Origin of the sequence: Tenuifilum sp. (assembly GCF_037481895.1) — a bacterium.
Classification (GTDB): domain Bacteria; phylum Bacteroidota; class Bacteroidia; order Bacteroidales; family Tenuifilaceae; genus Tenuifilum; species Tenuifilum osseticum.
In genome coordinates this window covers 1-16100 of the sequence record NZ_JBBFKU010000051.1, presented here as the reverse complement: position 1 = coordinate 16100, position 16100 = coordinate 1, and the positions used below count along the sequence as shown (strand labels likewise).

The 16100-nt window shown below is 41.9% G+C and carries 11 protein-coding genes; all 11 read left to right on the top strand.

The window, feature by feature from the left end:
- Positions 1-551: 551 nt before the first annotated feature.
- Complete coding sequence (locus WHS63_RS12395) at positions 552-2852, top strand: GH92 family glycosyl hydrolase (RefSeq protein WP_445205373.1); 2301 nt, start codon at positions 552-554, stop codon at positions 2850-2852.
- Between the two features lie 198 nt (positions 2853-3050).
- Entirely contained in the window at positions 3051-3242 is a 192-nt protein-coding gene (locus WHS63_RS12390; protein WP_445205372.1) for a cold-shock protein, read from the top strand.
- Positions 3243-3340: 98 nt separating this feature from the next.
- Positions 3341-4483: a metallophosphoesterase gene (locus WHS63_RS12385; RefSeq protein WP_445205371.1), complete on the top strand. Its 1143-nt coding sequence runs from the start codon at positions 3341-3343 to the stop codon at positions 4481-4483.
- A gap of 591 nt (positions 4484-5074) precedes the next feature.
- On the top strand, positions 5075-6787 hold the full coding sequence (locus WHS63_RS12380; protein WP_445205370.1) for a DNA polymerase III subunit gamma/tau: 1713 nt from the start codon (positions 5075-5077) through the stop codon (positions 6785-6787).
- A gap of 55 nt (positions 6788-6842) precedes the next feature.
- Complete coding sequence (locus tag WHS63_RS12375; RefSeq protein WP_369488433.1) at positions 6843-7355, top strand: ferritin; 513 nt, start codon at positions 6843-6845, stop codon at positions 7353-7355.
- Between the two features lie 247 nt (positions 7356-7602).
- The gene (gene secA / locus WHS63_RS12370) at positions 7603-10884 is read left to right on the top strand and encodes a preprotein translocase subunit SecA (protein WP_445205369.1); all 3282 of its coding nucleotides are present in this window, start codon (positions 7603-7605) and stop codon (positions 10882-10884) included.
- Positions 10885-10907: 23 nt separating this feature from the next.
- On the top strand, positions 10908-12698 hold the full coding sequence (argS, locus tag WHS63_RS12365; protein ID WP_445205368.1) for an arginine--tRNA ligase: 1791 nt from the start codon (positions 10908-10910) through the stop codon (positions 12696-12698).
- A 58-nt stretch (positions 12699-12756) separates the two neighbouring features.
- The gene (locus WHS63_RS12360) at positions 12757-13365 is read left to right on the top strand and encodes a hypothetical protein (protein WP_445205367.1); all 609 of its coding nucleotides are present in this window, start codon (positions 12757-12759) and stop codon (positions 13363-13365) included.
- Between the two features lie 55 nt (positions 13366-13420).
- Positions 13421-14755: a signal recognition particle protein gene (gene ffh, locus WHS63_RS12355; protein ID WP_445202617.1), complete on the top strand. Its 1335-nt coding sequence runs from the start codon at positions 13421-13423 to the stop codon at positions 14753-14755.
- Between the two features lie 109 nt (positions 14756-14864).
- Positions 14865-15746 carry a bifunctional methylenetetrahydrofolate dehydrogenase/methenyltetrahydrofolate cyclohydrolase FolD gene (gene folD / locus WHS63_RS12350; RefSeq protein WP_445205366.1) on the top strand — a complete coding sequence of 294 codons (882 nt, stop codon included), beginning with the start codon at positions 14865-14867 and terminating at the stop codon, positions 15744-15746.
- 112 nt (positions 15747-15858) lie between these two features.
- Positions 15859-16100 (top strand): NAD-dependent epimerase/dehydratase family protein (locus WHS63_RS12345; protein ID WP_445205365.1); only part of this gene is annotated, 242 nt, incomplete at its 3' end.

The following is a 16100-nucleotide window of genomic DNA, read 5'->3' as shown; positions in this document are numbered from 1 at the left end:
GTTACCCCTCGCTTACTCGCTCGAATGCGTTTGCAAACGCGTCCAGCATTCACCACCCCCTCGCTCCCACTCGTAATAAAACGCGTGTGGCATACACCACTCCGCCCGGTAACCTTCGGTAAATGTAGTAAAAAATCCCCTTGTTTAATCACGTACAAAAAAAACTTTTTTGTACCCGGCTGAGGCGCAGCGTTTGGCTTGGGCTATGTCCAGCCCCTCTTAGTACCTTTCGCACGCGTCTGGAGACGCGCGCTAACAAGGAAAACATAGTTAAAATAACCGCACGGATTGGCTTTGCCGAACTCCCTTCGGTCGGTTACAAATCCGCGCGAGCAGGGGTTCTAAATATCAGATAATCAAACATGTTTTAAAAATAGGCTGTCCGACAAATTTAATTTCCGTATTTTTGCCCAAGTTGAATGTTTAGTTCAGTAAAACAAAATTACAACATGGGGCGAAACCTTCGGTCGGTAAATCCTTATTTTATTTTTTACCCGTTCAGTAGTGAAATGAAATATTTAATTTTAACTGAAATTTTAGCTAGTTAGAAAATGGGAAAGTATTGCACTACACTAACAATTACCTTACTTTTTTCAACTTGTGCAATTTTTGCACAACCTAAGAATTATATCAAATGGGTAAACCCATTCATTGGAACTGAGCGAATGGGGCATACTTTCCCTGGCGCAACCGTTCCGTTTGGGGCAGTGCAACTTAGTCCCGATACCGATACTATCCCCTACTCTTCCAATGGCGAGTACAATCCCGATGTTTACAAGTATTGTGCTGGTTATCAGTACGGGGACAGTACCATAGTTGGCTTTAGCCATACCCATTTTAGCGGAACAGGGCATTCCGACCTTGGTGATATTCTTGTAATGCCAACCGTTGGTAAGCTTCACTTAAACCCCGGAACTGCTTCCAATACAAATACTGGGTATCGCTCCAAATTTTCTCATTCCAATGAGTTTGCCGAACCAAACTACTACAGGGTCAAACTCTTAGATTATAACATTCTTGCAGAGCTAACTACCACCACAAGGGTTGGGCTACATCGGTACACATTCCCTGAAACCGACTCAGCGCACATAATCATTGACCTTGTTCATGGCATTTATAATTATTCCGAAAAAAATGTTTGGACTTTCATTCGGGTTGAAAACGATACCCTTATAACCGGGTACCGACAAACATCAGGATGGGCACGCACCCGTACTGTATACTTTGCCATTACCTTTTCAAAGCCATTTAAAACCTATGGCATTATAAATGGCGATAAGTTGATTTATAAAGGTTTTTGGCGAAAATTCAATCAAGACTCCAATTTTCCTGAAAATGCTGGGCGTGAAATTCGTTGCCACTTCGACTTTTCAACTGCAAACCATGAACAAGTATTGCTAAAAGTTGCATTATCGCCCGTAAGTACCAGCGGAGCAGTTGAAAATCTAAATGCCGAAGCACCAGGCTGGGATTTTGATGCCATCAAAAAAGAGGGTCAAGAGCAATGGAATGATGAGCTAGGTAAAATTGAAGTTGAAACCCTTAGTGATAGTGACAAGGTAAACTTTTACACATCGATGTACCATGCCTTTCTAAGTCCAACCATTTACATGGATACTGATAGGAAATATCGAGGGCTTGACCAAAACATTTACACTGCAACCGATTTTGATAACTACACTACCTTCTCACTCTGGGACACATATAGAGCTTTGCATCCGCTTTTTAATATTATACAGCCAAAACGAAATGTCGATATGGTAAAATCGATGTTGGCTCATTACAGTCAAAGCGTCCATCGCATGCTCCCTATATGGTCGCACTACGCAAATGAGAACTGGTGCATGATTGGATACCATGCCGTATCAGTGATTGCCGACGCAGCCGTTAAAGGCAACGATGGCTTTGATTTACCCTATGCGCTTATGGCTTGCGTGCAAAGCGCTAAAAACAAATGGTACGATGGGTTAGGCTTTTATAGAGAACTTGGTTATGTTCCTGAGGATAAATCGGGGAGTTCTGTTTCCAAAACCCTTGAATACGCTTACGACGATTGGTGCATTGCACAACTTGCTAAAAAACTGGATAGAGAGGATATTTACAACGAGTTCATAAGTCGTTCAAACAACTTTCAAAATGTATTCGATAAGTCCATTGGGTTTATGCGTCCTCGTTTATCAAACGGGAGTTTCAAAACTAGTTTTAACGTGCTTAGCACACATGGACAAGGGTTTATAGAGGGTAACTCATGGAACTATAGCCTTTATGTACCCCACAACCCCGATGCTTTGGTAAGCATGCTTGGTGGGAAAAAGCAGCTCCGAACGTATCTTGACACTCTCTTTACCATGCATCTTCCTGATGAATACTTTGCCGAAACCGAAGACATAACCCGCGATGGGTTGATAGGTAATTACGTTCATGGGAATGAACCGTCGCACCATGTTCCATATCTCTACAACTGGACCGATACCCCCTGGAAAACGCAGTACTGGGTTAGAACCATTTGCAACCTAATGTACCAACCCAAACCAGACGGATTAAGCGGAAATGATGACTGCGGACAGATGAGTGCCTGGTACATTTTTAGTGCCCTTGGTTTCTATCCTGTAGCACCTGCATCGCCCAACTATGCTATTGGCAGCCCATTGGTTACCAAAGCCACAATTAAACTGGAAAACGGAAAAACACTTATCATTTCAACCCAAAATCAAGCTAAAAACAATGTTTATGTTCAGAAGGTGTTGCTTAATGGCAAACCTTACAGTAGTTACTTTTTAAACCATAACGATATAGTAAGTGGTGGTGAAATAACATTCATTATGGGTGATAAACCCCAAAAGTTAAAGTGAAAAGGAATAAGCACGAAGCATCGATGGAACTAATACCTCGCCGAATCGAAATATTTTTGAAATAATTAACACAATTAAACAAATCATATCCATTTGATACACAATTACATAAGAAATATATTTAAAATAAATCTAAATTAATGGTGCTAAATCCAAATATTATGCGTTACTTGCACCCGAATTAATAAATCACAACAAATGAACAAAGGAACAGTAAAATTTTTTAATGAATCAAAAGGCTTTGGTTTTATTAAAGATTCAGAAACAGGTGAAGAGTATTTTGTACACGCCACTGGATTAAAAGATCAAATTTCAGAAAACGATGAGGTTACTTACAACCTTGAACAAGGTAGAAAAGGGCTGAATGCAGTAGACGTAAAATTGACTTAGATTATCCAACATACTTGTTTAAATCCCGGTTTTACCGGGATTTTTTTTTACCATGAACTTTCAAATGCTAATTTTGTTAATTGAAAAAATTTGAAAACATGAAAATTCCTCAAATAGCCATTTTTCTATCAATTGTTCTAAGCGTTTACGCGCTTGTTAATTTATTCCTATTTTACCAAACTCGTCCAGTATTCAGTTTGGCTTCAATTGGAACTTGGTTAAAGTTTGTATTTTGGTTTATTGTACTCTCCTACCCTTTAGGTAGAATCCTTGAAGCTATATTAGGTGGACAAATTCCAACACTTCTTGTAAAGGTTGGCTCAATTTGGTTAGCCTTTATGCTTTACCTAACACTTTTTTTCCTATTTTTTCAATTAGCATCGCCTCTTATAAATTGGTTAGTAAAAATAGATATTAAAAGCTCCCTCGAATCACATAGAATGATAGTTGGAATGATATACTTTGCATCGCTTACAATCATTCTTGCTGGCTATATAAACGCTATCAACCCAAAGATAAACCAGCTAAGAATTGAATCAAATAAACCCATTCCAGGTGGAGGTTTAACCATAGCAATGGTTTCCGACATTCACCTTGGAACAATAATTGGGAAAAACGAATTAAGCAAACTTGTGGACAAAATCAACTCACAAAAGCCTGATATTGTCTTATTTGTAGGTGATATATTTGATGAGGACATTGCCCCGGTGGTAAATGGTCAAATGGGAGAGCAATTTGAGCGTATTAATGCAAAATATGGCGTTTTTGCAGTAACCGGAAACCATGAGTTCTTTAGTAACCATCAGGCAAAAATTGAGTACCTTCAAAAACATGGTGTAAACGTTTTGAACGACACGGTTGCTAAAGTTGCCAACATCAACATTGTAGGCCGGTACGACCGGCAAAGCAATTTTGCCTTGGGGCAAAGCCGTAAAACCTTATCGGAATTGGCAAAAGATATCGACCAGAGTAAGTTTACAATAGTGCTCGACCATCAGCCATTCAATCTAAGCGAATCTGTTGAATCCGGAGCTGACTTGCAGCTTTCGGGTCACACCCATCACGGACAGATGTGGCCTTTAAACTACATTACCCGAGCGGTATATGAGGTTAGCATGGGATATAAAAAGATTGGCAATACACACATATATGTATCGCCCGGTTATGGAACCTGGGGACCAAGGGTAAGGCTTGGGAATAGACCGGAGATAGCGGTGATAAGGATAAAGGATAAAGGATAAATGATTAGTTGATAGTTGATGGTTGATGGTTGTTGGTTGATGGTTGGTAGTGAATTCAATGGCTTTAATACTGTAATACTCTGTTTTACATTGTGTTACCTGTGTAATTCTGTGATACTTTTAATACTTGCAGATTTATTGTGAGAATCGTGAAATCAGAAAACAGGTAGTTCTTATCATATTGAGTTCCGATATATTGAGATATACTCCACCAAAGCATCACACTGTCATGCTGAGTCAGCCGAAGCATCCCTTTGTTCTTTTGCCCTTCTGTCGGGTCTGAGATCCTTCGCTACGCTCAGGATGACAAGCTATGTTGATGGTTGAAAGTTGATTATGCTGCAACGGATTATAAAACCTTACACTGTGTAACTTTGTGGTACTTTATATGCTTGTGGTATGATTCATGAAATCAGAAAGCTAGCTTTATATCATATTGAGCATTCCTACCGCCAAGCAAGCTTTTTGGTAATTAATAACCCCTGTTAATAACTTATTACCCTCACATTCTGTAAATTATAGTATTTAACAGTTATTACTCCACTGTTAGTTTAAGTATTTTCCTATTTTTGTTTTTGAAATTTTGGCGGAATGGAGAATTTCATTGTATCGGCACGAAAGTATCGCCCAGCAACGTTTAAAAGCGTGGTTGGACAGGCATCAATTACTACTACCCTAAAAAACGCCATTCAGCGTAAGCAGTTAGCCCAAGCCTACTTGTTCTGCGGGCCACGAGGGGTAGGTAAAACAACATGTGCCCGAATTTTTGCCAAAACCATAAACTGCCAAAACCTTTCCCCTGAGCTGGAAGCATGTAATAAATGCGAAAGTTGCAAATCGTTTAACACCAACCGCTCCTACAATATCCATGAGCTCGATGCAGCATCGAACAACTCCGTTGAGGATATCCGAAAATTAATTGAGCAGGTTCGCATACCGCCCCAAATTGGTAAGTATAGCGTATACATTATCGATGAGGTACACATGCTCTCGCAAAGCGCATTTAATGCTTTCCTTAAAACACTTGAGGAACCGCCAGCCCATGCCATTTTTATTATGGCAACCACCGAAAAACACAAAATCCTCCCTACCATTCTATCGCGTTGCCAGATATTCGATTTTAACCGTATCCGTGTTGAGGATACCGTAAATTACCTTGAATATATCGCTAAAACAGAGGGTGTTGAATACGAGGTAGAAGCCTTGAATATAATTGCCCAAAAGGCCGATGGGGCCATGCGCGATGCCCTTTCAATCTTTGACCAGGTAGTGAGCTTTAGCGAGAACCATATTACCTACCAAAAGGTAATTGAAAATCTGAATGTTCTCGACTATCAGTATTACTTCCGTTTAACCGAGAATTTCCTTAAGGGCGATTATGCTGACTCATTGCAGATATTCGATGAGCTCCTCTCAAAGGGTTTCGATGCCCAACAGTTTATAACTGGGCTAAGCATGCATCTAAGGAATGTGCTTGTTTGCCACGATCCAAAAACAATTCCCTTACTCGAGGTTGGAGCGGCTATTGCCCAAAAGTATAAGGAGATGGCAGCAACCTGCCCGCCAGGTTTCTTAATTGAAGCGCTTCAGGTCACCAATCAGTTTGATGTTGCCTTTAGGCAGAGCCCCAACCAAAGGCTTCATGTTGAGCTGATGCTTATTAAGCTTTGTGGGCTTAATCAAAAAAAAAAATCTGACGACAGCCAGGTAGAGGACTCCGATCCCGTTGAGTACAGTCAGCCTATATCATCTACCGTAAAACCAACATCTACGCCAAAAGCAATCCCAACAACCCCTAAAACACCTGTTCGCACCACATCAATCAAAAGCGCATTAAACGGAGCACCTAATAATGCTGATATTAAAAATAATGATGAACCCAAGGTAGAGGAAATCCAAACTGAAAACCAAGGGATTGCAAGTGTTGAAATTAAAAGAATTTCGCACGAACAAATACTAGAGGCTTGGACAAGCTTTGCTGAGCAAATTCAGAAAGATAAACCCGCACATTTTAGCTTAATGCAGGTGTATAAGCCAATTTTAAAGGAAAACAACAAAATCACTATTCAGTTTGAGGGTCAAATCCAGATTGAACTTTTTAGCGAGATAAAAAAAGACTTGCTCACCTACATCAAGAAAAGTTTTGGAATCCTAAACATTGAAATAGCTGAGGAAATTGTAGAAAAAATTGAAGATAACGGAAAACCAAGGCTCTACACTCCCGACGATAAGTTCCGCTTTATGGCAGAACGGAATCCAGCGCTAATCCGTTTAAAACAGCAATTGAACCTTGACCTCGATTAATTGTTATTTAAGTAGCAATTAACTATTTTTGAAATAAACCTAAAAAACTAAAGCTATGAATAAACGTTTAGAACAAGCTATCAATGAGCAAATAAATGCCGAGATTTGGTCGGCATACCTTTACCTGTCCATGTCAGCTCACTTTGGAGCGCAGGGCTTCAATGGCTTTGCCAATTGGTTTAAAGTACAGTGGCAGGAGGAGCTAACCCATGCCATGAAATTTTTCGACTACCTAATTGAGCGCGGTAGTAAGCCTGAGCTCAAGCCCATTAAGGAGGTTCCAACCAAATGGGATTCCCCTCTCCACGCCTTTGAGGAGACGCTAAAGCATGAAAAGGAGGTTACCCGCTTAATCAATAACCTTATGGATATTGCCATTGAGGAAAAAGACCATGCTGCAAAAGGAATGCTACAATGGTTTGTAGATGAACAGGTTGAAGAGGAAGCCAATGCCCAGGAATTAATTGATACGCTAAAGCTAATCAACGGCAATGGCAATGGACTTTTCATGCTCGACCGTGAGCTTAAACAACGCACTTTTGTAGACGACACCAAAAAGGCAGAATAAAAATTATCGCCAAAGAGAAACGGGGCTAATTAGCCCCGTTTTTTTATTGCTCATGTGTTAACTATTTAAAAAGAGTACACGAAGGGCTTTAATTGGAAAACCTACCAATCCTATAAAAATAAATGCTATAATAGGCATTTAAAAATTTAGTATTAACAGAATTAAACTCTTATTCGGTAGCATCCTTTCGTTATCCAAAAAATTCAAGTAAATTTGTAAGCTTCAAAAAATCTTAAATTTTTACAAAATGGGCTTAAGTAATTTTCTAACCAAATTTTTTGGAACCAAATCGGATCGCGATTTACGCGAGCTGATGCCTATAGTAAACAAAATCAGGGAGGCTTACCCCCGATATACCACCTTAACAAACGATCAGCTAAGGGAAGAGACTGAAAGGCTACGCAAGGTAGTGCGCGATTATATAGCTGAGGATGAGGCTAAAGTGGAGCAGCTTAAAGCCCAGATGGAGTCGGATGAGATTGACTATGAAGAAAAAGAAAGGGTTTACAAAGAAGTTGAGCGATTAACAAAGCAGATTGACGATAAAATTGAGGAGGTGCTTAACCAGGTACTTCCCGATGCATTTTCCATTGTTAAGGAAACCGCACGTAGGTTCAAGGAGAACGAAACCATTGAGGTAACAGCTACACAGTTTGACCGTGACCTTGCCGCCCGAAAGGATTTTGTTACCATACAAGGCGAAAAGGCCATTTACAAAAACCGCTGGATGGCCGGAGGTAATGAAATTGTGTGGGATATGGTTCACTACGACGTTCAGCTCATTGGTGGCGTTGTACTACATCAGGGGAAAATTGCCGAAATGGCAACAGGTGAAGGTAAAACGCTGGTTGCCACACTACCGGTGTTCCTGAATGCCCTTGCCGGCAAAGGCGTACATGTGGTTACCGTAAACGATTATCTGGCTCGCCGTGACTCGGAGTGGATGGGGCCAATATATGAGTTCCACGGCCTTTCAGTGGACTGTATCGATAAGCATCAACCTAACTCTGAGGCTCGCCGTAAGGCCTACAACTGCGATATCACCTATGGAACAAACAACGAGTTCGGTTTCGATTACCTACGCGATAACATGGCAATTGCTCCCGATGATCTGGTTCAACGAAAGCATCACTATGCCATTGTGGACGAGGTTGACTCGGTTTTAATTGACGATGCTCGAACCCCGCTAATCATCTCTGGACCCGTTCCCAAAGGCGAGGATCAGATGTTTGAGGAGTACAAGCCAAAGGTTGAGAAGCTTGTGAATGCCCAGCGTTCACTTATTACCCAGCTTTTAACCGATGCTCGTAAACTTATATCCGAGGGGAATACTGAGGAGGGAGGAAAACTACTACTCCGCGCGCACAAGGGTTGGCCAAAATACAAACCCCTTATCAAATTCCTAAGCGAACAAGGTAATAAGGCTCTCCTGCTTAAGACTGAAAACTTTTACATGCAGGATAACAACCGTAACATGCACCTTATTACTGACGATTTATACTTTGTAATTGACGAAAAGCAAAACTCTGTTGAGCTAACCGATAAGGGGATTGACCTTATCACCAGTTCAGCCGAAGATCCGAAGTTTTTCGTTCTACCCGACATAGGAAGCGAAATTGCCGAAATTGAGAAAATGTCGATAACACAGGGCGAAAAGCTGACCAAAAAGGATGAACTACTTAGGGAATATGCAGTAAAATCGGAGCGCGTACATACTGTTCATCAGCTACTTAAGGCCTACACCATGTTCGAGAAGGATGTGGAGTATGTAGTAATGGATAACAAGGTAAAAATTGTTGACGAGCAAACAGGTCGTATCCTCGAGGGGCGTAGGTATTCCGATGGTCTTCACCAGGCCATTGAAGCCAAGGAGCGCGTTAAGGTTGAGGCTGCCACTCAAACGTTTGCCACAATTACACTTCAGAACTACTTCCGTATGTACCATAAGCTGGCCGGTATGACCGGTACTGCTGAAACTGAGGCTGGTGAGTTCTGGAGTATCTATAAACTTGATGTGGTAGTTATCCCCACAAACAAACCGGTTATCCGCAAGGATATGGAAGATTTGGTTTACAAAACCAAACGCGAAAAGTACAATGCAGTAATTGATGAAATAGTTAGACTCCGCGATGCAAACCGTCCGGTACTGGTTGGTACTACCTCGGTTGAAGTGTCGGAATTGCTGAGCCGTATGCTAAAGCTTAAAGGAATACAGCATAATGTGCTTAACGCCAAGCAACACCAACGCGAGGCAGAAATTGTGGCACATGCAGGTATACCCAAAACGGTAACCATTGCCACCAACATGGCAGGTCGTGGTACTGACATTAAGCTAACCCCTGAATCGCGAGCAGCAGGCGGTTTGGCTATTATTGGTACTGAGCGCCATGAATCCAGGCGTGTTGACCGTCAGCTGCGTGGTCGTTCGGGACGCCAGGGCGATCCGGGAACATCGCAATTCTATGTTTCACTTGAGGATGATTTAATGCGCCTTTTTGGCTCGGACCGCATAGCAAGGGTTATGGATGCCATGGGGCATAAGGAGGGCGATGTAATTCAGCACTCAATGGTATCAAAATCCATTGAACGCGCACAGAAAAAGGTTGAGGAGAACAACTTTGGAATACGTAAGCGTTTGCTGGAGTACGACGACGTAATGAACGCTCAGCGCGAGGTTATTTACAAGCGTCGCCGCCACGCACTCTTTGGCGAAAGGCTCGATGTGGACATCTCAAACATGTTCATGGATGTTTGCGAGGCAATAGTTAACGAGTTCCATGGTAATTACGAATACGATGATTTCAAGCTAGAGATCATCAAGCAATTTTCACTCGATGTCCCTATAACCGAAGACGAATACCTTGAACTTAAACCATCAGAGATAGCCCAAAGGCTTTACAAGGTTGCCCTAGAATCGTACGATCGAAAGGCGCATGAAATTGCACGACAGGCCTACCCGGTAATCAAAGAGGTTTACGAAAAACAATCGGCCATCTACGAGAATATCGTGGTACCAATATCCGACGGTCAAAAGGTTTATCAAACCGTTACAAATCTGAAAAAGGCTTACGAGACAGGTGGTAAGGAACTAATTCGTTCTTTCACAAAGAACATCATACTGTTCACTATTGATGAGTACTGGAAGGAACACCTGCGTGAAATGGACGAACTAAAACAGAGTGTTCAGAATGCCGTATACGAGCAAAAAGACCCTCTGCTCATCTATAAGCTGGAAGCATTTGACCTTTTCCGCACAATGATTGATAAGCTTAACCGCGATATTGTTGCGGTTCTTGTGAAGGCGTTCATTCCGCTTCGCGATCCCAACCAGGTACAGGAAGCCCGTCAAAGCCGACGTACCGATATGAGCCAGTACCAAACCAGCCGTACCGATAATTTACAGCCTGGCGCAAACACCCAGGAGCAGAGCCGTCAACCAGTAAAAGTTGAAGTCAAGGTAGGACGTAACGATCCATGCCCTTGCGGTAGCGGTAAAAAGTACAAGAATTGTCACGGTAAAAACCTATAATTATTTCTGAACCAAAAGGAAAAATGACAGCAGAAAAGTTCATTCAGGTATTGGTAAAATCGGCAGCTGAAAAACTATACAACCAACCAATTGCCGATAGTTTAATACAGATACAAAAAACAAGAAAGGAATTTGAAGGCGACTACACCATGGTCGCCTTTCCGCTGCTTAAGTTGTCGCGTAAGTCGCCCGAGGAAACCTGTAAGGAAATTGGCGAAGAACTTGTAGCATTAGATAAACATATTGAGAGTTACAATGTAATCAAAGGTTTCCTGAACATAACCCTTTCAAAATTGTACTGGGCTAATGTACTGAATACCATTGTTCAAACCAACGATTTTGGGTTTTGTGAGGCCAAATCGGATAAACCAATAGTTATTGAATTCTCATCGCCCAACACAAACAAGCCTTTGCACCTTGGACATATCAGGAATAACCTTCTTGGAATGTCAATTTCCCGAATCATGGAGAAATCAGGGAAACGGGTAGTTAAAGTAAACCTTGTCAACGATCGTGGCATCCATATCTGCAAATCGATGCTTGCCTGGCAAAAGTTTGGCAATGGCGAAACACCTGAATCAACTGGAGTAAAGGGCGATCACCTGGTGGGCGATTACTACGTTAGATTCGATAAGGAGTACAAGGCCCAGGTTGAGGAGCTAAAAGCCAAGGGGATGCCCGAGGATGAGGCAAAACTAAAAGCCCCAATTATTCAGGAGGCACAGGAAATGCTTCGACGCTGGGAAGCCAAGGACCCTGAGGTTATTCACCTATGGAAAACCATGAATGGTTGGGTTTATGAGGGATTTGATAAAACTTACGCTGATTTAGGAATTACATTCGACAAGGTTTACCACGAGTCCGAGACATACCTACTCGGAAAAACGGTGGTCATGGATGGGTTAAACCGAGGAATATTCTTCAGGAAGGATGATGGCTCAGTTTGGGTTGATCTTACAAATGACGGATTGGACCAGAAATTGCTTTTACGTGGCGATGGAACATCGGTTTACATCACACAGGACATAGGCACAGCCATTCAACGATACAATGAGTTCAACTTTGATGAACACATTTACGTTGTTGGAAACGAGCAGGAGTATCACTTTCAGGTGTTAAAGCTGATAATGAAAAAGCTGGGATATGAATGGAGCGATGCTCTTTACCACCTTTCCTATGGTATGGTTCAGCTTCCTGAAGGTAAAATGAAATCGCGCGAGGGCACAGTAGTCGATGCCGACGATCTGATTGAAGAAATGATTGAAACTGCACGCCAAATGTCAGAGGAGTTAGGCAAGCTCGATGACGTTGACCATGGAGTGGCATCTGAAGTTATCAGAATGGTAGGCCTTGCTGCGCTTAAGTACTTCATCTTGAAGGTAGATCCCAAGAAAAACATGACTTTCAACCCAAAGGAATCCATCGACTTTAACGGGAATACTGGCCCATTCATCCAGTACACCCATGCTCGAATTAAGTCAGTTCTTGCCAAGGCAACCCATGCGGGCTATCAGGTTAATGGAATAATACAACCCGACTTCATTAGCAATTCAAAGGAACTTGAGCTTATACAGCTTTTAAGCCAATTTCCTGAGATTGTCCTTGCAGCCGCTCAAAACCATAATCCTTCATTAATTGCCAATTACGCTTACGAGCTAGCCAAAGAATATAACCAGTTCTACCATGATTTTACCATTCTTAAAGAACCTAACGAGGGTATAAGGTTGCTTAGGTTATCGCTCTCGGAACAGGTAGCCGATATAATCAAACGGGCCATGTGGTTGCTTGGTATCGATGTGCCTGAAAGAATGTAATCCCTTGATTTTTTTTAGTATGCAATTGAATAAGTTTTGTCTTTCTGCCTTTGTAATTTTGGTTACAACTTTTAACGTTAAGGCACAGGAATTTGAGCCCGCTAAGGATTTTGGCTCTGAGTTTGGAATAACAGGCATGTTTGGGAAGGAAGGAATAGATGGGAACAACTCGGCTTACGTTGGATTTACAGGAGCATACTTCTACGATTTAAAAAACGGACTTCGAGTTGGTATAAATCGGTACTACAATTTTAGCGGAGCCGAATACGCTTATACCTTCCCTATCTACTTTGCTCATCGAACCAAATCCAGCAGAAGTAATGAACCCTTTGTGTTTGATACTTTTGGCGAGTTCTTACTACAACTTTTTACCCATATAATTCCTGGCCGTGCAGAGTTCAATGCTGGACCGGTGATTGGTTATTTTAAATCAACCAACCAAACCATTAGTAATGGGTACAAACACACCAACCCGGTTTACCTTGCAGCTAACGCAAAGCTAAGGCTTACCTTTCAGATTTGGCGGTTTAATATTGGGGGAAGCTTCGGCGCCAGCTACATACCATCAAAAAATTTTTACCTGGTTTCACCCGACCCCGTATTTAATGGGAATAGGACTAGTTGGTCGCTTGAGATTGGTGCCTTTCTATCATTCTCCTTCGATTAAAAAAACCATATTTTTATTAAGTTTGCATAATAATTTGAAATAAGAGCATACTGATATGTTTGAGAATTTAACCGATAGGCTTGAGCGCTCTTTTAAGATACTAAAAGGTGAAGGTAAAATCACCGAGATTAATGTTGCCGAAACCGTAAAGGAAATACGCAAGGCACTTATTGAGGCCGATGTTAACTACAAGGTTGCCAAAACATTTACCGATGAGGTAAAGCGTAAGGCACTTGGCATGAATGTACTAAATGCCATTAAGCCTGGGCAACTGATGGTTAAGGTTGTTCACGATGAACTTGTTAGCCTTATGGGCGGACAAGCCACGGATATTAACCTTGCAGGTAATCCAACAGTTATCCTTATTGCAGGTTTACAGGGTTCAGGTAAAACAACTTTCTCGGCAAAACTTGCCAACCACCTAAAAAACAAAAAGGGTAAAAGCCCTCTGCTGGTTGCAGGCGACGTTTACCGACCCGCTGCTATTGAACAGCTTAAGGTTTTAGGTCAACAAATTAATGTTCCAGTATTTACCATACCCGGCAGCAACGATCCTATAGGAATTGCCAGGGAAGCTGTCAGGCTGGCAAAGAACAACAATCAGAACGTTGTAATAATTGATACTGCTGGGCGTTTGGCTATCGACGAGGAGATGATGAAAGAGGTTGAAGCCATCAAAAAGGCTGTTTCACCCAATGAAATCCTTTTCGTAGTCGACTCCATGACCGGCCAGGATGCGGTAAACACCGCAAAGGAATTTAACGATAGGCTCAACTTTGACGGCGTTGTGCTTACCAAGCTCGATGGTGATACCCGTGGCGGTGCAGCCCTCTCCATACGTGCCGTTGTTGACAAACCCATTAAATTCGTTAGCACCGGCGAAAAACTTGATGCTCTCGATATCTTCCACCCCGATCGCATGGCCGATCGTATCCTTGGTATGGGCGATATTGTCTCGCTGGTTGAGAAAGCGCAAGAACAATACGATGCCGAACAGGCTAAAGCCCTCCACAAAAAGATACTTAAGGATCAGTTCAACTTTAACGATTTTCTTGAACAGATTAACCAGATTAAAAAGATGGGTAACCTTAAAGACCTTGCCGGTATGATTCCCGGGGTTGGCAAGGCCTTAAAGGATATTGATATTGATGATGATGCTTTTAAAAACATCGAAGCCATCATCAAATCGATGACCCCTGAGGAACGCGAAAATCCATCGCTGATGAATGGCAGTCGCCGTAAGCGTATAGCAGAGGGTAGCGGAACATCAATCGTTGAGGTTAACCGATTGCTGAAACAATTTGAGGATATGCGTAAGCTAATGAAAATGGTATCGGGTGGTGGTGCAAAAAATTTGGCAAGAATGATGAACCAACCGCATAGGAGATAGGTTATTGTGTTTAGTGTTTAGTGTTTAGTGTTTAGTGTTTAGTGTTTGGTATTTGGATTTCGGATTCTAACTTCAAGTAAAATTCAGTTTAATATTAACTCGAAAATCAATGGAACTACTCGACGGAAAAAGAATAGCCGATGAGATAAAAGCTGAGATTGCGGCTGAAGTAGAGGCTATTAAAGGCAAAGGGGGCAAAATCCCACACCTGGTTGCCATTCTTGTAGGCCACGACGGCGCAAGCGAAACCTACGTTGGCCATAAAGAAAAAGCATGCGCTCAGGTGGGTTTCAAGTCGCAAGTTCTCCGTTTTGAGGATTCCATAACTGAGGCTCAGCTTCTGGACGAGATTAGGAAACTGAATAACGACCCCGATGTTGATGGTTTCATAGTTCAAATGCCTTTACCAAAGCATATCGACGAGCAAAAGGTTATTGAAACAATTGACCCCAAAAAGGATGTAGATGGATTTCACCCTGTGAACGTTGGCAGGATGAATATTGGCCTGCCTGCCTACATCTCAGCCACACCCGATGGTATTGTTGAACTGCTACGTCGCTACAAAATCCCCACAGAGGGGAAACACTGCGTGGTTATAGGCCGTAGCAACATTGTTGGCCGTCCCATTGCAAACCTGCTATCGCAGAAAAGTTACCCCGGCGATTGCACAGTTACCATTTGCCATAGCCGAACCCCCAATATCAAGGAATATACGCTCCAGGCCGATATACTAATTGTAGCCCTTGGCAAGGCTGAGTTTGTAACCGCCGACATGGTAAAACCTGGAGCAGTTGTGGTTGATGTGGGTATTACCCGGGTTGATGCCCCTGGCACTAAATCGGGCTGGAAATTGTTAGGCGACGTCAAGTTTGATGAAGTGGCACCCAAATGTAGCTACATTACCCCGGTACCGGGAGGTGTAGGCCCGCTAACAATTGTATCGCTACTAAAAAACACCCTAAAAGCAGCCAAAAAAGAGGTTTACGGATAATCACAATAATCTCTAACTTTATTATAGAAATATTGCTTAATACTAGTTTTCTCAACTTTTAATTATTAAGCACATTTTTAATAGATTTGTTAATCATTTCAAAAATTAATAAATGAAAAGAGTACTAGTTACCGGAGGCGCTGGATATATTGGTTCAGTTTTAGTTAGGCTTTTATTAGAGAATAAGTATCAGGTTAGAGTTTTTGATAATCTGATGTTTGGGGGGAATTCACTAATAGATCTTTTCAATAACGATAATTTTGATTTCTACAAAGGAGATATTCGTAACGAAGTCGATCTAATGAAAGCTCTTGCAGGAATTGACTATGTTGTTCATTTGGCAGCAATTGTTGG